The organism is Streptomyces sp. NBC_00704, from assembly GCF_036226605.1.
In the GTDB taxonomy this organism is placed as follows: domain Bacteria; phylum Actinomycetota; class Actinomycetes; order Streptomycetales; family Streptomycetaceae; genus Streptomyces.
In genome coordinates this window covers 1,711,377-1,730,000 of record NZ_CP109000.1, presented here as the reverse complement: position 1 = coordinate 1,730,000, position 18,624 = coordinate 1,711,377, and the positions used below count along the sequence as shown (strand labels likewise).

Here is an 18,624-nt window from a genome sequence, read left to right as displayed (position 1 = left end):
CGCGGGGAAGTGAAACATCTCAGTACCCGCAGGAAGAGAAAACAACCGTGATTCCGGGAGTAGTGGCGAGCGAAACCGGATGAGGCCAAACCGTATGCGTGTGAGACCCGGCAGGGGTTGCGCATACGGGGTTGTGGGATCTCTCTTTTACGGTCTGCCGGCCGTGAGACGAGTCAGAAACCGTTGATGTAGGCGAAGGACATGCGAAAGGTCCGGCGTAGAGGGTAAGACCCCCGTAGTCGAAACATCAGCGGCTCGTTTGAGAGACACCCAAGTAGCACGGGGCCCGAGAAATCCCGTGTGAATCTGGCGGGACCACCCGCTAAGCCTAAATATTCCCTGGTGACCGATAGCGGATAGTACCGTGAGGGAATGGTGAAAAGTACCGCGGGAGCGGAGTGAAATAGTACCTGAAACCGTGTGCCTACAAGCCGTGGGAGCGTCGGACGGAGAGCTTGCTCTTCGTCTCGTGACTGCGTGCCTTTTGAAGAATGAGCCTGCGAGTTTGCGGTGTGTTGCGAGGTTAACCCGAGTGGGGAAGCCGTAGCGAAAGCGAGTCCGAACAGGGCGATTTTAGTAGCACGCTCAAGACCCGAAGCGGAGTGATCTAGCCATGGGCAGGTTGAAGCGGAGGTAAGACTTCGTGGAGGACCGAACCCACCAGGGTTGAAAACCTGGGGGATGACCTGTGGTTAGGGGTGAAAGGCCAATCAAACTCCGTGATAGCTGGTTCTCCCCGAAATGCATTTAGGTGCAGCGTCGTGTGTTTCTTGCCGGAGGTAGAGCACTGGATAGGCGATGGGCCCTACCGGGTTACTGACCTTAGCCAAACTCCGAATGCCGGTAAGTGAGAGCGCGGCAGTGAGACTGTGGGGGATAAGCTCCATGGTCGAGAGGGAAACAGCCCAGAGCATCGACTAAGGCCCCTAAGCGTACGCTAAGTGGGAAAGGATGTGGAGTCGCACAGACAACCAGGAGGTTGGCTTAGAAGCAGCCACCCTTGAAAGAGTGCGTAATAGCTCACTGGTCTAGTGATTCCGCGCCGACAATGTAGCGGGGCTCAAGCGTACCGCCGAAGTCGTGTCATTGCGATATATACCCCCAACGGGGATCGTGATGGGTAGGGGAGCGTCGTGTGCCGGGTGAAGCAGCACCGGAAGGTAGTTGTGGACGGTTCACGAGTGAGAATGCAGGCATGAGTAGCGATTCACACGTGAGAAACGTGTGCGCCGATTGACTAAGGGTTCCTGGGTCAAGCTGATCTGCCCAGGGTAAGTCGGGACCTAAGGCGAGGCCGACAGGCGTAGTCGATGGATAACCGGTTGATATTCCGGTACCCGCTGTGAAGCGTCAAACATCGAACCAGGCGATGCTAAGTCCGTGAAGCCGTTCCGGACCCTTCGGGGAATGGAAAGTGGTGGAGCCGGCGAACCAGACTTGTAGTAGGTGAGTGATGGGGTGACGCAGGAAGGTAGTCCATCCCGGGCGGTGGTTGTCCCGGGGTAAGGGTGTAGGACGGTGTGTAGGCAAATCCGCACACCATATAGTCTGAGACCTGATGCCGAGCCGATTGTGGCGAAGTGGATGATCCTATGCTGTCGAGAAAAGCCTCTAGCGAGTTTCATGGCGGCCCGTACCCTAAACCGACTCAGGTGGTCAGGTAGAGAATACCGAGGCGTTCGGGTGAACTATGGTTAAGGAACTCGGCAAAATGCCCCCGTAACTTCGGGAGAAGGGGGGCCACGTTTGGTGAGAGGACTTGCTCCTCGAGCTGGGTGTGGCCGCAGAGACCAGCGAGAAGCGACTGTTTACTAAAAACACAGGTCCGTGCGAAGCCGTAAGGCGATGTATACGGACTGACGCCTGCCCGGTGCTGGAACGTTAAGGGGACCGGTTAGTCACATTTCGGTGTGGCGAAGCTGAGAACTTAAGCGCCAGTAAACGGCGGTGGTAACTATAACCATCCTAAGGTAGCGAAATTCCTTGTCGGGTAAGTTCCGACCTGCACGAATGGCGTAACGACTTCTCGACTGTCTCAACCATAGGCCCGGTGAAATTGCACTACGAGTAAAGATGCTCGTTTCGCGCAGCAGGACGGAAAGACCCCGGGACCTTTACTACAGTTTGATATTGGTGTTCGGTTCGGCTTGTGTAGGATAGGTGGGAGACTTTGAAGCGGCCACGCCAGTGGTTGTGGAGTCGTCGTTGAAATACCACTCTGGTCGTGCTGGATGTCTAACCTGGGTCCGTGATCCGGATCAGGGACAGTGTCTGATGGGTAGTTTAACTGGGGCGGTTGCCTCCTAAAGAGTAACGGAGGCGCCCAAAGGTTCCCTCAGCCTGGTTGGCAATCAGGTGTTGAGTGTAAGTGCACAAGGGAGCTTGACTGTGAGACCGACGGGTCGAGCAGGGACGAAAGTCGGGACTAGTGATCCGGCGGTGGCTTGTGGAAGCGCCGTCGCTCAACGGATAAAAGGTACCCCGGGGATAACAGGCTGATCTTCCCCAAGAGTCCATATCGACGGGATGGTTTGGCACCTCGATGTCGGCTCGTCGCATCCTGGGGCTGGAGTCGGTCCCAAGGGTTGGGCTGTTCGCCCATTAAAGCGGTACGCGAGCTGGGTTTAGAACGTCGTGAGACAGTTCGGTCCCTATCCGCTGCGCGCGCAGGAATATTGAGAAGGGCTGTCCCTAGTACGAGAGGACCGGGACGGACGAACCTCTGGTGTGCCAGTTGTTCTGCCAAGGGCATGGCTGGTTGGCTACGTTCGGGAGGGATAACCGCTGAAAGCATCTAAGCGGGAAGCCTGCTTCGAGATGAGTATTCCCACCCACTTGATGGGGTAAGGCTCCCAGTAGACGACTGGGTTGATAGGCCGGATGTGGAAGCCCAGTAATGGGTGAAGCTGACTGGTACTAATAGGCCGAGGGCTTGTCCTCAGTTGCTCGCGTCCACTGTGTTAGTTCTGAGGCAACGACCGTTGCCGGTTAGAGCTGGAAACAAGTAAAAAGTGTGCTTGTTCGCTCGAAACCATTAGGGTTTCGGTGGCCATAGCGTGAGGGAAACGCCCGGTTACATTTCGAACCCGGAAGCTAAGCCTTACAGCGCCGATGGTACTGCAGGGGGGACCCTGTGGGAGAGTAGGACGCCGCCGAACAATCTTTGGAAAGGACCCTTGGTCCCAGCGTTCAGCTGGGACCAAGGGTCCTTTTCGTTTTTCTGGAGCGCGCCGGGTACGCGGGTGCGCGAGAATGTTTGCTGTACCGATGACAGGAGTCACCCATGTCCACCAACTCTCCCGACGACCGACCTGAGCGCGACCAGCGGCGACGGGACAGTGGGGACCGCGCCGGCAGCCGCGGTGACCGCGGAGACCGTGGCGGCTTCCGCCGCGACGACCGCGGAGACCGGCCGGCGTTCCGTCGTGACGACGACCGGGGCGGAAACGGCCGTCGGGACGACAACCGGAGTGGCGGCGGTTTCGGCCGTCGTGACGACAATCGTGGTGGCGTCGGCGGTCGGGACGACAATCGTGGTGGCGGCGGTTACGGCCGCCGGGATGATCGTCGTGAGGGGGACCGTGGGTCTCGGCCGGGGTTCCAGCGCGATGACCGCGGGGACCGTGGGCCGCGACGTGACGACCGTGGCGGCGACCGGCCGGGCTTCCGCCGGGACGACCGTGGGGACCGTCCCGCCTTCCGCCGTGACGAGCGCCGTGACGACCGGGGCGAGCGTCCTCCCTTCCGGCGTGACGACCGTGGGGATCGGCCGGCGTTCCGTCGGGACGACAACCGGGGTGGCGGCGGTTTCGGCCGTCGTGACGACAATCGTGGTGGTGGCGTCGGCGGTCGGGACGACAACCGGGGTGGCGGCGGTTACGGCCGCCGGGATGATCGTCGTGACGGGGACCGTGGGTCTCGGCCGGGGTTCCAGCGCGATGACCGCGGGGACCGTGGGCCGCGTCGTGACGACCGTGGCGGCGACCGGCCGGGCTTCCGCCGCGACGACCGTGGGGACCGTCCCGCCTTCCGTCGTGACGACCGGGGCGAGCGTCCCGCTTTCCGGCGTGACGAGCGTCGGGACGATCGCCGTGACGACCGGGGCGAGCGTCCCCCCTTCCGGCGTGACGATCGCCGTGACGACCGCGGAGACCGTCCCGCGTTCCGGCGTGACGATCGCCGTGACGACCGGAGTGACCGTCCCGCGTTCCGACGTGACGAGCGACGTGACGACCGTGGGGACCGTCCCGCCTTCCGCCGTGACGACCGTCGGGACGACGGGGGCGAGCGTCCTCCCTTCCGGCGTGACGAGCGCCGTGACGACCGTGGGGACCGTCCCGCGTTCCGACGTGACGAGCGGCGTGACGATCGTGGTGGGTTCCGTGGGCGGGACGACCGGGGGGCCGCTCCCCGTGGTCCCCGTCGGGACGACCGTGGTGGACGGCCCGGTGGGTTCGGCGGTCGTGACCGCGACCGTGACGGCGGCGGCTACGGCCGGCGTGACGATCGCCGGGACGACCGGCATGGCGGCGGCGGCCGTTTCCGTGACGAGCGGGACCGGGACCGTGAGCCGATCAAGCGGCTGCCGATCCCGGAGGACGTCACCGGCGAGGAGATCGACAAGGACGTGCGGCAGGAGCTGATGAGCCTGCCCAAGACGCTCGCCGACGACGTCGCCAAGAACCTGGTGATGGTCGCCCGGCTGATCGACGAGGACCCCGAGCGCGCCTACGCCTACTCCAAGGTGGCCCTGCGGCTCGCCTCCCGTGTCGCCGCCGTCAGGGAGGCGGGCGGGTTCGCCGCGTACGCCAACCAGAAGTACAGCGAGGCGCTCGCCGAGTTCAGGGCGGCCCGGCGGATGAGCGGCTCCGTGGAGCTGTGGCCGGTCATGGCCGACTGCGAGCGGGGGCTCGGGCGGCCGGAGAAGGCCCTCGACATGGCCGGCGCTCCCGAGGTGCACAAGCTCGACAAGGCCGGGCAGGTGGAGATGCGGCTCGTCGCGGCCGGCGCCCGTCGTGACCTGGGACAGCTGGACGCGGCCATCGTGACGCTCCAGAGCCCCGAGCTGGCGGCCGGTTCCGTCCAGCCGTGGACCGCGCGGCTGCGCTACGCCTACGCCGACGCCCTGCTCGCCGCCGGGCGGGAGGCCGAGGCGCGTGAGTGGTTCGCCAAGGCCGTCGAGGCGGACCGGGACGGCAGCACCGACGCCTCCGACCGGCTCGCCGAGCTGGACGGGGTGGACTTCGTGGACGCCCTGGACGAGGAAGGCGAAGGGGTCGACGGAGCCGAAGACAGCGACGGCGCGGGCGAGGTCGTCGTGGAGGAAGCGGCGCCGGCCGAGGACGTGGAGGCGGACGCTCCCGAGGCCGGGGCGAAGGCCGAGCCCGACGAGGACTGACGTCCGATGAATGGGCGGGACCCGGTGACGCCGGGTCCCGCCCATTCGTGCGTTCGGGCTCAGACGTCCAGTGCGCGCAGGACCAGTCCCGAGGCGGGCTTGGGACCGAACGACGTCGACTTGCGGGGCATCGTGACGCCCTGGCGGGCGAGGTCGCGGACGACCTCCTCGCGGACCGGGTGCAGCAGGACCGCCGTGCCGCCGTCGCGTTCGGCCTTCCGCACGGTCGCGGCCGTGTCGTGGATGTAGGCGATGCGGGAGGGATCGTCCTCCGGGATGCCCCAGACGTGAGCGAGAAGCGTCGCGTGCAGGACCGTCGCGTCCAGGGTGCGCCAGGCCTGCGGGCGGTCGGCGGGGACCGTGCGGGCGAGGAGGTCCGGGTCCGGGCTGTCGACGAGGTGGAAGGCGCCGTCGCCGGCGAGGAGGAACGCGTTGCCCGCGCAGGCGGCGTCGGCGAGGACGTCGAGGGCTCGGGGGAGGCCGACGTCCAGGGATCGCACGCGGAAGTGCCCGTCGAGCGCCGCCAGGGCCTCGGCGACCGGCAGGCCGTGCAGGAGGCGGTGGATGGCGCGCACGCGCAACGGGTAGCGCGCCGTGTCCACCAGGAGGACGAGACCGTGGTCCCAAGGGCCGGGCCCGGGCTGCTCGGAGCGCAGCCGGAGGTAGGTCGCCCAGCGGTGGTGGCCGTCGGCGATCAGGGCCTGACGGCGGGCGAGGTCCTGCTGGACGCGGGCGGTCTCGGCGGGGTCGGTGATCGCCCAGAGCCGGTGGCTGTAGCCGTCCTCGGTGGTCGTGGACAGCAGCGGGGGAAGGGCGGCCGCGCGGTCCACGGCCTCCGCCGCGGCGCCGTCGCCCCGGTAGGTGAGCAGGAGGGGTTCCAGGTTCGCGTGGGTGGCCCGCATCAGGGCCGCGCGGTCCGCCACGATGTGCGGCATGACGTCCTCGTGGGGCAGGACGACGCCCTCCGAAGGCTCCGAGAGGCGCAGCGCCCCGATCAGCCCGCGCTGGAGCATGCCGTCCGCGTGGCGTTGCTCGTAGACGTACAGGGCGGGCTCGGGGTCGGCCGTCAGGACGCCTTCGGCGAGCCAGCGGCGCAGGGTGCCGGCGGCCTGTTCGTTGCGGGCGGCGGGGGTGGCGGCCTGAGGCAGGATCAGGCGGACGATGTTGTACGGGTCCGCGTCCTGGAGGTGATGCAGGCCGTCGGGGCGCACCACGACGTCGTACGGCGGGGAGGTGACGGCGGCGAGGCTGCCGACCCGGTCGGGGTCGTAGCGCAGGCCTCGGAACGGGGTGAGTTCCAGGCCTCGGGGCGCCGTCGCCTCGGAGGGACCTGCTGTGTTCATCCCGGCATCGTACGTGTGCCGGTGGCGTGCGGGATGATCGAGGGAAAGCGGACCGAACGAGGAGCGATGCGGAATGAGCCGGAGTGTCAGGACGAGGCCCGAGGGCAGTGGGCAGGCCCTGAGCGAGGCGTACGACACGGCTCTGCTCGACCTCGACGGGGTGGTGTACGCGGGAGGGAACGCGATCGTGCACGCCGTCGGGTCGCTCGCCTCCGCGCGCGCGGGCGGCATGCGGCTCGCGTACGTCACCAACAACGCGCTGCGCACGCCGGACGCGGTGGCGGACCATCTGTCGGAGCTGGGCATACCGGCGGGCGCCGACGACGTCATCACGTCGGCGCAGGCGGTCGCGCGGCTGATCGGCGAGCAGGTGCCGGCGGGGTCGCGGGTGCTGGTGATCGGCGGGGAGGGGCTGCGGGTCGCGCTGCGTGAGCGCGGGCTCGTGCCGGTGGAGTCGGCGGACGACGACCCGGCGGCCGTGGTGCAGGGCTTCGGCGGGCCGGACCTGCCGTGGGGGCGGTTCGCGGAGGCGTCGTACGCCGTCGCGCGCGGGGTGCCGTGGTTCGCGTCCAACACGGATCTGACGATTCCCAGCGGGCGGGGCATCGCGCCGGGCAACGGCGCGGCGGTCGAGGTCGTGCGGATCGCGACCGGCGCCGAGCCGCAGGTGGCGGGCAAGCCGCTGCCTCCCATGCACCGGGAGACGATCCTGCGCACGGGCGCGGAGCGGCCGTTGGTGGTCGGGGACCGGCTGGACACCGACATCGAGGGCGCGTTCAACGGCGAGGTGGACTCGCTGCTCGTCCTCACCGGAGTGACCGACGGGCCGCGACTGCTCGCCGCGCCGCCGCAGCACCGGCCGACGTACGTCGACGCCGACCTGCGCGGGCTGCTCGCCGGACAGCCGGAGGTGGCCGTGGCGGGGGACGGGTTCCGGTGCGGCGGCTGGACGGCCGTCGCCGGGGCGGAGCGACTGGAGCTGGCGGGCGCGGGCGAAGCGCTGGACGGGCTGCGGGCGTTGTGCGCGGCGGCCTGGACGGCGGCCGGGGACGGCGTCTGCGAGCTGGACGGGGGGAAGGCGCTGGCCCGGCTCGGCCTGTGAGTTGCGCCGAGCGAGGACGTGCGGGGCGGGTGTGAAGGGCGCGTGACGGGCCGGAGGAACGGGCGGACCCGGGGGCCTGGCGTCGTTGCGAGGGTAGGCTAACCTAACTGCGTGTTGGTCGACAGTGTTCCCGTACCGCGCGCGGAGACCGCCCCCGCGCCCCCGGACCGCCGGGCGGTCCGCTCCCTCGGACTCCTCGCCGCCCTGGCGGTGCTGCTGCTGATGGCGGTGGCGAGCATCGCCGTCGGGGCCAAGGAGTTGTCGGTCGCGCAGGTCTGGCACGGGCTGTTCCACGACTCCGGGACCTACGCCGACGTCGTCGTCGACGAGCGGCTCTCGCGGACCGTGCTCGGGCTGCTCGTCGGGGCGGCGCTCGGCCTGTCGGGAGCCGTCCTCCAGGCGCTGACGCGCAACCCGCTGGCCGATCCCGGACTGCTCGGACTCAACGCGGGCGCGTCGGCCGCCGTCGTCACCGCCATCTCCTTCTTCGGCGTCACCAGCCTGAGCGGCTATGTGTGGTTCGCGTTCTGCGGAGCGGCCGCGGTCGGGGCGCTGGTCTGGTTCCTGGGCGGCAGCCGGGGGGCCACCCCGGTGCGGCTCGCGCTCGCCGGCACCGCCGTCAGCGCCGCGCTCTACGGTTATCTCCAGGCCGTGATGATCCTGGACGGCGCCGCGCTCGCCCGGATGCGGTTCTGGACGGTGGGCTCGCTGTCCTCGGCGACCGACGACACGATCCGGCAGGTGCTGCCCTTCCTCGTGGCCGGCACGCTCCTGGCGTTCGCGCTCGCCCGGCCGCTGAACGCCGTGGCGATGGGCGACGACACCGCCAGGGCGCTCGGCGCGAACCTGAACCGCACCCGGGCGCTGTCGATGCTCGCGGCGACCGTGCTGTGCGGCGCGGCGACCGCGGCCTGCGGGCCGATCGTGTTCGTCGGGCTGATGGTCCCGCACGTGGTCCGCTCGTTCACCGGGCCCGACCTGCGCTGGATCATGCCGTACGCGGCGGTCCTGGCGCCGGTGCTGCTGCTCGGCTCCGACGTCGTCGGGCGGGTGGTGGCCCGGCCGTCGGAGGTCCAGGTCGGCATCATCACCGCGATCGTCGGCGGCCCGGTCTTCATCTTTCTCGTACGACGGCGGAGGACGGCCCAGCTGTGAAGAGCGCGCAGAAGACCCCCCGCGGCCCCCGCGCGCTGCGCACCCGCGGCGGGCTGTCCGTCCGGCTGGACCCGCGGGCGCTGACCGTCGTCGTGCTGCTGGCCCTCGCCGCGCTCGCCGCGGGCGTGGTGCTGATCGGCACCGGCGACTTCCCGATCCCGGCGGCCGACGTCGTGCGCACGCTCTTCGGCCACGGGGACGCCGGACAGGAGTTCATCGTCAACGAACTGCGGCTGCCGCGGGTGCTCGTGGGGCTGCTCGTGGGCGCGTCGCTGGGCCTGGGCGGGGCGCTGTTCCAGGCCGTGTCGCGCAACCCGCTGGGCAGTCCGGACGTGCTGGGGCTCGGGCAGGGGGCGACGGCCGGCGCGCTCGTGATGATCGTGCTGTTCTCCGGGAGCGCCGCCCAGGTGACCGCGGGCGCGCTCGTCGGCGGGCTGGTGACCGGGGCCCTGATCTATCTGCTGGCGTGGAAGCGGGGCGTCCACGGGTACCGGCTGGTGCTCGTCGGCATCGGCGTCTCGGCCGTCGCGACGGCCGTCAACGGATACCTCCTCACCAAGGCCGACTTCGTCGACGCGGCCCGCGCCGTGGTGTGGATGACCGGCACGCTCGACGGCCGGGACTGGAAGCAGGTCTGGCCGCTGCTCGCGCTGGCCGGCGTGCTGGTGCCGCTCGTCCTCGCCCACGCGCGGGGGCTGCGCATGATGGAGATGGGCGACGACGTCTCCCAGGCGCTGGGCGTGCGCGTGGAGCGCGTGCGGCTGGTGCTCATGGTGTCCGCCGTGCTGCTGACGGCGGCCGCCACCGCCGCGGCCGGGCCGGTCGGCTTCGTGGCGCTCACCGCGCCGCAGCTCGCGAGGCGGCTGACCCGCTCGCCCGGACCGAACCTCGTGGCGTCCCTGTGCATGGGCGCCGCCCTGCTGGTGACCGCCGACTGGGCCTCGCAACGGCTCTTCGGGGACGGGCAGCTGCCCGTGGGCGTGGTCACCGGCGTGCTGGGCGGCGTCTATCTGCTGTGGCTCCTCGTCACCGAGCGCAGGGCGGGGCGCATATGACCGGCGCGCGCAACCGCCCCGGGCCCCCGCCCGACCGCCCGAGTCCCGGCCCGACCGCCCCAGCCCGGGTCCTGGCCGCCCCGCCGACCGCGACAACCCAGGGAGCATCGTGAACCGCCTGTCCGCCGAGGACGTCACCCTCGCCTACGACCAGAGGGTCATCGCCGAACAGCTGTCGGTGGAGATACCGGACAACTCCTTCACCGTGATCGTCGGCCCGAACGCCTGCGGGAAGTCGACGCTGCTGCGCGCGCTGTCGCGGATGCTGAAGCCGAACCGGGGCCGGGTGCTGCTGGACGGGCAGGTCATCCAGTCGATGCCCGCGAAGAAGGTGGCGCGCACGCTGGGGCTGCTGCCGCAGTCGTCCGTCGCCCCCGACGGGATCACCGTCGCCGACCTCGTGGGCCGCGGCCGCTACCCGCACCAGGGCGTCCTGCGGCAGTGGTCGGCCGAGGACGAGCGGGTGGTGCGGGAGTCCATGACGCGGACCGGGGTCGCCGAACTCGCCGACCGCTACGTCGACGAACTGTCCGGCGGCCAGCGCCAAAGGGTGTGGATCGCGATGGCGCTCGCCCAGCAGACCCCGCTGCTGCTGCTCGACGAGCCGACCACGTTCCTCGACATCCAGCACCAGATCGACGTCCTCGACCTGTGCGCCGAACTCCACGAGGAGCAGGGGCGCACGCTCGTCGCGGTGCTGCACGACCTCAACCACGCGGCCCGGTACGCGACCCATCTGATCGCCCTGAGGGGCGGCGAGGTCATCGCCGAGGGCGCGCCGGGCGAGATCGTCACCGCCGCCCTGGTCGAGGAGGTCTTCGGGCTGCGCTGCCAGGTCATCGACGACCCGGAGACGGGGACGCCGCTGGTGGTGCCGGCGGCGCGCAGGGCGCGGACGGGCGCCGGGAGGCTCGCGGCTACAGAAGCTTCCTGAGCTGGAACAGGTCCTTCAGGCCGGCCTCCAGTTTCACCCTGCCCGAGCCCCAGGCCTTGGCGAAGTTCAGCTCGCCGTCGACCATCGCCACCAGGTCGTCGCCGGTCATCGTCAGTCTGATCTGCGCCTTCTCCACCGGAGGGCCCTGGAGGGTGTCCTGCACCACGATCCGGCCGCCCGTCATGCGGCCGACGAAGGTGACGTCCAGGTCGGTGATCCGACAGCTCACCGAGCGGTCCAGGGCCGTGGCCGTGCGGACGTCGCCCTGGGCGCTCTGCATGGAGTCGGAGAGCTTCTCGAGTGCGGCGCGGCACTCCTCGGTCGTGGCCATCGCGCACGACGGTACCCCAGGCGTTCGCGGTAGCGTCTGGGCATGAGCGACACAGTGCCGGAGACCGGACCGGGGGCGGCGCAGGCGCCGACGGCGGCCGCGCCCGGGGAGCGCGCGCGGGCGGCCGGCCCGGAGCGGGAGCAGACGGCCGATCCGGGCCCGGAGCAGGCGGCCGGCCCGGAGCAGGCGGCCGAGCGCGACCCCGCCGCCCCCGCGCCGCTGGCCGTCCCCCGGGTCCCCACCGGGCACGCCGAGGTGGACGCGCGGCTGGAGCGGCTGGCCGACGCCGACCACCTCGCCACCGACGGACACGTCGAGGTGTACGAGGATGTACACCGGGGGCTGCGCGACGCGCTCACCGCGCTCGACGCCCGCCCCGGCCCTCCGGCGCCCGCACCGTCGCACGACCCTCGGACGCCTTCACCCTCGTATGGCAGTAGGAGCTGAACCGAACGTGGCAGGAGTCGCACGTCGCCGTCTGGACGCGGAGCTGGTCCGCCGCAAGCTCGCGCGCTCGCGTGAGCACGCCGGGCAGCTGATCGCCGCCGGCCGGGTCAGCGTCGGCAAGACCGTCGCGACGAAGCCGGCCACCCAGGTCGAGACCGCGGCCGCGATCGTCGTCGCCGCCGACGCCGACGACCCGGACTACGTCTCCCGCGGCGGGCACAAGCTCGCCGGGGCGCTGGAGGCGTTCGTGCCCCAGGGGCTCGCGGTGCGCGGGCGGCGGGCGCTCGACGCCGGCGCCTCCACCGGAGGGTTCACGGACGTGCTGCTGCGCGCGGGCGCCGCCCATGTCGTCGCCGTGGACGTCGGATACGGACAACTCGCCTGGTCTCTGCAGAGCGATGAACGCGTCACCGTCAAGGACCGTACGAACGTACGCGAGTTGACGCTTGAAGCGATCGATGGGGAGCCTGTGGATCTTGTCGTGGGGGACTTGTCCTTCATCCCGCTCGGGCTGGTGCTGCCGGCTCTGGCACGGTGCGCCGCACCCGACGCGGACCTGGTGATGATGGTCAAGCCCCAGTTCGAGGTGGGGAAGGAACGGCTCGGCAGCGGGGGCGTCGTGCGCAGCCCGCAGCTGCGGGCGGAGGCCGTGCGGGGCGTGGCCGCGAAGGCGTGGGACCTGGGACTCGGGGTGCGGGGGGTCACCGCCAGTCCGCTGCCCGGACCGTCGGGCAATGTCGAGTACTTTCTGTGGCTTCGGTCCGGGGCGCCCGCCCTGGACCCGGCCGACGTCGACCGTGCAGTTGCGGAGGGGCCGCGTTGAGTCAGAACCGAGCTCGTACTGTTTTCCTGCTCGCCCACACCGGACGGCCGGCCGCCATCCGCAGCGCCGAGCTGGTCGTCAAGGGGCTGCTGCGCGAGGGCATCGGGGTGCGCGTCCTGGAGTACGAGGCCTCCGACCTGCATGTCCCGGACGACGTGGAGCTGGTCGCCGAGGCCACCCCGCAGTGCCTGGAGGGGTGCGAGCTGCTCATCGTCCTCGGCGGTGACGGCACGCTGCTGCGCGGCGCCGAGTTCGCGCGGGCGTCCGGGGTGCCGATGCTCGGCGTCAACCTCGGCAGCGTCGGCTTCCTCGCGGAGGCCGAGCGCGACGACCTCGACAAGGTCGTCGACCGGGTGGTGACCCGGGCGTACGAGGTCGAGGAGCGCATGACCGTCGACGTCGTCGTGCACCGCAACGGGGACATCGTGCACACCGACTGGGCGCTGAACGAGGCGGCGGTGCAGAAGGCGGGCGCCGAGAAGCTGCTCGAGGTGGTGCTGGAGATCGACGGGCGGCCGGTCACCGGGTTCGGGTGCGACGGCATCGTCCTGTCGACGCCCACCGGCTCCACCGCGTACGCGTTCTCGGCCGGCGGGCCCGTGGTGTGGCCCGAGGTGGAGGCGCTGCTGATGGTGCCGATCAGCGCGCACGCGCTGTTCGCGAAGCCGCTGGTGACCTCGCCGAACTCGGTGCTCGCGGTCGAGCTGCTGCCGCACATCCCGCCGGGCGTCCTGTGGTGCGACGGGCGGCGGACCTTCGAGCTGCCTCCGGGCGCCCGGGTCGAGGTGCGGCGCGGTGCGGTGCCGGTACGGCTCGCCCGGCTGCACCACGCCTCCTTCACCGACCGTCTGGTGGCGAAGTTCGCCCTGCCCGTCGCGGGATGGCGCGGGGCGCGGAACTAGGAGCCTTCGTCGGGATCGGGGGCCGGGGAGGCGCGTCCACCCGCCCGGGTGACAGGGTGCCTCGCACTTTCCCTCCCCGACCTCGTAAGGTCGTCTCCGTGTTGGAGGAGATGCGGATACGGTCGCTCGGAGTCATCGACGACGCTGTCGTCGAGCTGTCGCCAGGCTTCACCGCCGTCACCGGCGAGACGGGCGCGGGCAAGACCATGGTGGTCACCAGCCTCGGACTGCTGCTGGGCGGACGCGCCGATCCCGCGCTGGTGCGGATCGGTGCGGAGAAGGCGGTCGTGGAGGGGCGGATCACGGTGCCCCCGGGCGCCGCGGCGGCCCTGCGGGCCGAGGAGGCGGGCGCCGAGCTGGACGACGGGGCGTTGCTCATCAGCCGGACCGTTTCCGCCGAGGGGCGGTCGCGGGCGCACGTGGGCGGGCGGAGCGTGCCCATGGGCGTGCTCGCCGAACTCGCCGACGAGCTGGTGGCCGTGCACGGGCAGACCGACCAGCAGGGGCTGCTCAAGCCGTCCCGGCAGCGGCAGGCGCTCGACCGGTACGCGGGAGACGCGGTGACGGTCCCGCTCGCCAAGTACACCGAGGCCTACCGGCGGCTGCGGGCGGTGGCCGTCGAGCTGGACGAGATCGTCACCCGCGCGCGCGAGCGGGCGCAGGAGGCCGACCTGCTGCGCTTCGGACTCGACGAGATCGCCGGCGTCGAACCGCGCGCCGGGGAGGACGCCGAGCTGGCGGAGGAGGCCGAGCGGCTCGGACACGCGGAGGCCCTGTCGTCCGCCGCCACGGCCGCGCACGCCGCGCTGGCCGGGAACCCCGAGGATCCCGAGGGCATCGACGCCGCCACCCTCGTGGCGGGCGCGCAGCGGGCCCTGGAGGCCGTCCGGGCGCACGACCCGGCGCTGGCCGCGCTCACCGACCGGATCGGGGAGATCGGGATCCTGCTGGGCGACGTCGCGGGCGAGCTGGCCGGATACGCCGACGACCTGGACGCCGATCCGCTGCGGCTGGCGGCCGTCGAGGAGCGGCGGGCCGCGCTCACCGCCCTCACCCGCAAGTACGGGCCGGACGTGAACTCCGTGCTCGCCTGGGCCGAGCAGGGCGCCGCCCGGCTGACCGAGCTGGACGGCGACGACGGACGCATCGGGGAGCTGACCGCCGAGCGGGACGCGCTGCGGGCCGAACTGGGCGGGCTGGCGCAGGCGCTGACCGACGCGCGCACCGACGCCGCCGGCCGGTTCGCCGCGGCCGTGACCGCCGAGCTGGCCTCGCTGGCCATGCCGCACGCGCGCGTGTCGTTCGACATCCGGCAGACGGACGATCCGCAGGGCGTCGAGGTCGACGGCCGTCCGGTCGCCTACGGGCCGGCCGGCGTGGACGAGGTGGAGCTGCTGCTCGCCCCGCATCCGGGCGCCCCGGCGCGGCCCGTCGCCAAGGGCGCGTCGGGTGGTGAGCTCTCACGCGTGATGCTCGCCGTCGAGGTCGTGTTCGCCGGCACGGACCCGGTGCCGACGTATCTCTTCGACGAGGTCGACGCGGGCGTGGGCGGCAAGGCGGCCGTCGAGATCGGACGCCGGCTGGCGCGGCTCGCCAAAACCGCTCAGGTGGTGGTCGTCACGCACCTGCCGCAGGTCGCCGCCTTCGCCGACCGGCAGCTGCTGGTCGAGAAGACCGACGACGGGTCGGTCACCCGGTCCGGGGTGAAGGTCCTGGAGGGCGAGGAGCGCATCCGGGAACTGTCGCGCATGCTCGCCGGCCAGGAGGACTCCGAGACGGCACGCGCCCACGCGGAGGAACTCCTCGCCACGGCCCGGGCGGACGGCTGACGGCCGCCGCGGCCCGGTCGGCCCGCGGCGGGTTCGCCGTCACCGCGCCGGCCGTCCGGAGCTGACCCGCGCCGCTCCCGGCGCGGCGGCACGCGCGGCGGCGGGGAGCGGTTCGGCCGGAGGCGGCGGTTCGGTTCGGGACGGCGGTTCGGCGGGAACGGCGGTCCGGCCCGGGACGGTGATCGGCGCGGGCGGCGGTCCCGGGCGGAGGTCCGGGGGCCGACCGGTCGAACAGGGAATCGGGAGGCTTCACCCGTGGGGGTGAAGCCCGCGGGGTCCAAACCCCTCGCGCGGAGGGCGTAGGGCCCGGAACACCCGTACGTCCTGGCATCCTTGGGCGTAAGACGTGGAGGAACGTCAGCGGTCCACCCCTCCGCCCCGGTTCCCTCTGTACGTTTCTTCGTGACCGTCCGACGCCGAACCAGGAGCCCCGGCCACGTGAGCAGCCACTCACCGCACGGCCAGTCCCCGCTGCGCACCGTGCAGGTGCTGGGCGGCGGCAACGCCGGCAGCAGCGCACACGTGCGCTCCCTGACCGCGGGGCTCGTCGCGCGGGGCGTGCGGGTGACGGTGTGCGCCCCCACCGACGCCGACGACACCTACGACTTCACGGGCGCGGGCGCCGAACACGTGCACGTACCGCGCAGCAGCGACCCGGGCTCCGTGACGGCGCTCCGCGCGGCCTGCACGGACGCCGACCTCGTCCACGCCCACGGCCTGCACGCCTCCTTCAGGGCCGTCCTCGCGCTCAGCGGCCGCACCACCCCGCTCGTCGTCACCTGGCACAACCGCGCGCACGCCGAGGGCGCCCGCGCGCATCTGCTGCGACTGCTGGAACGGCGGGTCGCGCGGACGGCCGCGGTGGTCCTGGGCACCACCTCCGATCTCGTCGACCGGGCCCGCCGCACCGGCGCGCGGGACGCGCGGCTGGCCGCGGCGGCGCTGCCCCGGCCCCCACGGGGGGAGGGACCGCACGACGAGTGCGAACAGCCGCTGCCCAAACTGCGGGCCGAACTCGGCGCGACCGGCCGCCCCTTGCTCGTGGCCGTCGGCCCGCTGGACCGGCACCGGGGCTACGACCTCCTGCTGGACGCCTCGCACGCGTGGCGCGACCTGGATCCGGCGCCCCTGGTCGTGATCGCCGGGGAGGGGCCGTACCGCGCGGAGCTTCAGCGCCGCATCGAGACGGAGGAGCTCCCGGTCCGGCTCGCCGGGCTGCGCGACGACGTCGGCGAACTCCTGGCCGCCGCCGACCTCGCGCTGCTGCCCGGCGGCGGTGAGTCGCGGTCCGTGCTGGCGCAGGAGGCGCTGCACGCGCGCGTGCCGCTCGTCGCGGCGCTGGCGGCCGGCGTCCGCGAACTCGTCGGCGACGCGGCCGAACTGGTGCCGTCCGGCGACGCGCGGGCCTTCGGCGCCGCCGTCGTGCGGCTGCTCGGCGACCCCGCGCGGGCCGGACGGCTGCGGGAGGCGGGCGCCCGGCAGGCGGCCACCTGGCCCACCGAGGACGAGACCGTCGCCCAGGTGCTCAGCGTCTACGACGAGCTGACGCAGCCCCGTCCGATGATCTGACGCCGGGCCGCGCGGCAGGCGACCCGCGCCGGTCTCGACGCCCTCGGCGTCACGTCACGTGGCGTCACGTCACGTGGCGTCGCGCCCGCAGCGCCAGGCTCAGCGCGAGGACCGTCTGGGGGTCGTCGAGGTCGGTGCCGAGCAGTTCGCCGATGCGGGCGAGGCGGTTGTAGAGGGTCTGGCGGTTCAGATGCAGCTCGCGGGCCGTCTCCGCCTTGCGGCCCGCGTGCGCCAGATAGGTCTCCAGGGTCGGCAGCAGCGGCGGCTTGGAGCGCAGGTCGTGATCGCGGACCGGCCCGATCGCACGGTCCACGAACGCCGCCAGGTCCCGGTGGTCGCGCAGCCGCCACAGCAGCAGGTCGATGTCCAGGCGGCGGGCGTCGTACCAGGGGCGGTCGGGGAGCCCGTGCGCGGCCGTCGCCGTCTCCGCGGCATGCCTGAGGCCCGCCGAGGCGGCCGCCCAGCCGCCGGCCACGCCCACGACCACCACCGCGGGCGCGGCGCCGGGCCGCTGCATCCCGGCCCGCTCCACCCCGGCGCGCAGCGCCGCCGCGACCCGGTCGGCCACGGCGGGCCGCTCCGACTCCGAGCGCAGGCCGAGCAGCACCGGCACCCGGCCCTCCACCGGGCGCACCCCCAGCAGCACCGGCACGCCCAGCGACGTCAGCTCCTCCGCGACCGCCCGCGCCAGCACCGCCCAGCCGCCGCCGGGGGAGGGGCCCTCGCCCAGCCGCATGACGACCGGCAGCAGCGGCCCGGCGGCGGGCCTGAAGCCCAGCACCCGGGCCTGCGCCGGGGCGTCCTCCGCGGCGATCCGCCCCTCGGCGAGGTCGGTGAGGAAGTCGCCCCGGCCGCGCGCGGCCAGCTCGTCCTCCTGGCGGGCCTGCATCAGCACCACGGCCAGCACGCCCGCCGCGCGTTCGGCCGCGATCCGGTGCACGGGAGCCAGCGGGCCGCGCACGGGCAGCTGCACCAGCCGGGCGCGCACCGCACCCGCCCCCGGCCCGCCCCCGGGCACGTCCACCAGGACCGAACCGGCGGGGGGCGGCGCGTCCTTGTGCGGGCCGCGCAGCCCCTCCCACACCTGGAGCGGATCCGCGCCCTGCGGCCCCTCCCCGGCCGCGTACAGCAGCCGTCCGTCGGTCGTCTCCAGGAACACCGGGTTGTCGCCGAAGCCGGCCAGGATCCCCAGCACCTGCGGGATGCCGCCGCCGCCGAGCAGGGCGTGCGTGCAGCGCCGGTGCACCTCCTCGGCCTGCTGGAGAAGGGCGTAGTGCCCGTTGACGATCTCGGTGTGGACCTCCTCCGTGACCGTCACGAACGCCACCTCGCGGTGCAGTTGGACGAGCGGGAGCCCCGTGCCGCGGGCCGTCTCGACCAGGGCGGCGGGCAGCCGCTCGAAACGCGGCCCCAGCTCGATCACCAGGGCCGCGATGCCCCGCTCGGCCAGGGTGCGCACGAACGCCCGCTGCTCGGCGGGGCGGGCGCCGAGGCCGTAGCCCGTGGTCAGCAGCAGCTCGCCGCCCTTGAGCAGCGAGGCGATGTGCGGGACCTCGCCGGCGTGCACCCAGCGCACCGTGCGCTCCAGCCGCTCGCCGCCCGCGAGGACCTCGGGCAGCCCGCTGCGCAGTCCGGGCAGCTCCAGCGCACGCCGCACGGTGATGCCGGCGCTCCGGCTGTCGAGTCGGTGGTCCGTGGGGCTGTTCGTGGGGCGGTCCGCGGGGCTGTCCATGCAG

The 18,624-nt window shown here is 71.9% G+C and carries 14 protein-coding genes and 2 rRNA genes (1 of these 16 cut by a window edge); 12 read left to right on the top strand and 4 right to left on the bottom strand.

Annotation, left to right across the window (positions count from 1 at the left end; translation table 11 throughout):
- Together OG802_RS07645 and rrf are read left to right on the top strand one after the other, a co-directional pair.
- A 23S ribosomal RNA gene (locus OG802_RS07645) occupies window positions 1–2,940 on the top strand (it extends 185 nt beyond the left edge of the window).
- A 101-nt stretch (window positions 2,941–3,041) separates the two neighbouring features.
- A 5S ribosomal RNA gene (gene rrf, locus OG802_RS07640) occupies window positions 3,042–3,158 on the top strand.
- A 119-nt stretch (window positions 3,159–3,277) separates the two neighbouring features.
- Here the strand turns inward: rrf and OG802_RS07635 are convergent.
- On the bottom strand, window positions 3,278–4,525 hold the full coding sequence (locus tag OG802_RS07635) for a hypothetical protein (protein ID WP_329408448.1): 1,248 nt from the start codon (window positions 4,523–4,525) through the stop codon (window positions 3,278–3,280).
- A 102-nt stretch (window positions 4,526–4,627) separates the two neighbouring features.
- On the opposite strand from OG802_RS07635, the gene OG802_RS07630 reads away from it, so the two are divergent.
- On the top strand, window positions 4,628–5,398 hold the full coding sequence (locus tag OG802_RS07630; protein ID WP_329408446.1) for a hypothetical protein: 771 nt from the start codon (window positions 4,628–4,630) through the stop codon (window positions 5,396–5,398).
- A gap of 59 nt (window positions 5,399–5,457) precedes the next feature.
- Here the strand turns inward: OG802_RS07630 and OG802_RS07625 are convergent, their stop codons facing one another.
- Window positions 5,458–6,741, bottom strand: coding sequence for a DUF1015 domain-containing protein (locus OG802_RS07625; protein WP_329408444.1), 1,284 nt, complete (start codon window positions 6,739–6,741; stop codon window positions 5,458–5,460).
- Window positions 6,742–6,814: 73 nt separating this feature from the next.
- On the opposite strand from OG802_RS07625, the gene OG802_RS07620 reads away from it, so the two are divergent.
- The 4 genes from OG802_RS07620 to OG802_RS07605 all read left to right on the top strand — a co-directional run bounded on the left by OG802_RS07620 (window position 6,815) and on the right by OG802_RS07605 (window position 10,987).
- Complete coding sequence (locus OG802_RS07620) at window positions 6,815–7,843, top strand: HAD hydrolase-like protein (protein ID WP_329408443.1); 1,029 nt, start codon at window positions 6,815–6,817, stop codon at window positions 7,841–7,843.
- 111 nt (window positions 7,844–7,954) lie between these two features.
- Window positions 7,955–8,998 (top strand): FecCD family ABC transporter permease, encoded by a 1,044-nt coding sequence (locus OG802_RS07615; protein ID WP_329408441.1) that lies wholly within the window; start codon window positions 7,955–7,957, stop codon window positions 8,996–8,998.
- Entirely contained in the window at window positions 8,995–10,053 is a 1,059-nt protein-coding gene (locus OG802_RS07610) for a FecCD family ABC transporter permease (RefSeq protein WP_329408439.1), read from the top strand. Before OG802_RS07615 ends, OG802_RS07610 begins: the two co-directional genes overlap by 4 nt.
- Window positions 10,054–10,162: 109 nt before the next feature.
- The gene (locus OG802_RS07605) at window positions 10,163–10,987 is read left to right on the top strand and encodes an ABC transporter ATP-binding protein (RefSeq protein ID WP_329408438.1); all 825 of its coding nucleotides are present in this window, start codon (window positions 10,163–10,165) and stop codon (window positions 10,985–10,987) included.
- Here the strand turns inward: OG802_RS07605 and OG802_RS07600 are convergent.
- On the bottom strand, window positions 10,971–11,318 hold the full coding sequence (locus tag OG802_RS07600; RefSeq protein ID WP_329408437.1) for an SCP2 sterol-binding domain-containing protein: 348 nt from the start codon (window positions 11,316–11,318) through the stop codon (window positions 10,971–10,973). The two genes, OG802_RS07605 and OG802_RS07600, sit on opposite strands and share 17 nt — an antisense overlap.
- Window positions 11,319–11,360: 42 nt before the next feature.
- Here OG802_RS07600 and OG802_RS07595 point away from each other — a divergent pair, with 42 nt between their 5' ends.
- The 5 genes from OG802_RS07595 to OG802_RS07575 all read left to right on the top strand — a co-directional run bounded on the left by OG802_RS07595 (window position 11,361) and on the right by OG802_RS07575 (window position 16,888).
- Window positions 11,361–11,765, top strand: coding sequence for a hypothetical protein (locus tag OG802_RS07595; protein ID WP_329408435.1), 405 nt, complete (start codon window positions 11,361–11,363; stop codon window positions 11,763–11,765).
- A 7-nt stretch (window positions 11,766–11,772) separates the two neighbouring features.
- Window positions 11,773–12,588, top strand: a complete 816-nt coding sequence (locus OG802_RS07590) for a TlyA family RNA methyltransferase (protein WP_329408434.1) — start codon at window positions 11,773–11,775, stop codon at window positions 12,586–12,588.
- Window positions 12,585–13,490, top strand: a complete 906-nt coding sequence (locus OG802_RS07585) for an NAD kinase (RefSeq protein ID WP_069773189.1) — start codon at window positions 12,585–12,587, stop codon at window positions 13,488–13,490. Before OG802_RS07590 ends, OG802_RS07585 begins: the two co-directional genes overlap by 4 nt.
- Before the next feature lie 110 nt (window positions 13,491–13,600).
- Complete coding sequence (gene recN, locus OG802_RS07580; protein WP_329416983.1) at window positions 13,601–15,319, top strand: DNA repair protein RecN; 1,719 nt, start codon at window positions 13,601–13,603, stop codon at window positions 15,317–15,319.
- 438 nt (window positions 15,320–15,757) lie between these two features.
- Window positions 15,758–16,888, top strand: a complete 1,131-nt coding sequence (locus OG802_RS07575) for a glycosyltransferase family 4 protein (RefSeq protein WP_329408431.1) — start codon at window positions 15,758–15,760, stop codon at window positions 16,886–16,888.
- Between the two features lie 64 nt (window positions 16,889–16,952).
- Here the strand turns inward: OG802_RS07575 and OG802_RS07570 are convergent, their stop codons facing one another.
- Complete coding sequence (locus tag OG802_RS07570; RefSeq protein WP_329408429.1) at window positions 16,953–18,620, bottom strand: PucR family transcriptional regulator; 1,668 nt, start codon at window positions 18,618–18,620, stop codon at window positions 16,953–16,955.
- Window positions 18,621–18,624: the final 4 nt, after the last annotated feature.

Excerpts from the sequence above, each read along its gene's own strand:
- OG802_RS07635 (WP_329408448.1), bottom strand. The coding sequence starts at position 4,525 with ATGCCGGTCGTCCCGGCGATCGTCACGCCGGCCGTAGCCGCCGCCGTC.
- OG802_RS07625 (WP_329408444.1), bottom strand. The coding sequence starts at position 6,741 with ATGAACACAGCAGGTCCCTCCGAGGCGACGGCGCCCCGAGGCCTGGAA.
- OG802_RS07620 (WP_329408443.1), top strand. The coding sequence starts at position 6,815 with ATGAGCCGGAGTGTCAGGACGAGGCCCGAGGGCAGTGGGCAGGCCCTG.
- OG802_RS07600 (WP_329408437.1), bottom strand. The coding sequence starts at position 11,318 with ATGGCCACGACCGAGGAGTGCCGCGCCGCACTCGAGAAGCTCTCCGAC.
- OG802_RS07595 (WP_329408435.1), top strand. The coding sequence starts at position 11,361 with ATGAGCGACACAGTGCCGGAGACCGGACCGGGGGCGGCGCAGGCGCCG.
- recN (WP_329416983.1), top strand. The coding sequence starts at position 13,601 with ATGCGGATACGGTCGCTCGGAGTCATCGACGACGCTGTCGTCGAGCTG.
- OG802_RS07570 (WP_329408429.1), bottom strand. The coding sequence starts at position 18,620 with ATGGACAGCCCCGCGGACCGCCCCACGAACAGCCCCACGGACCACCGA.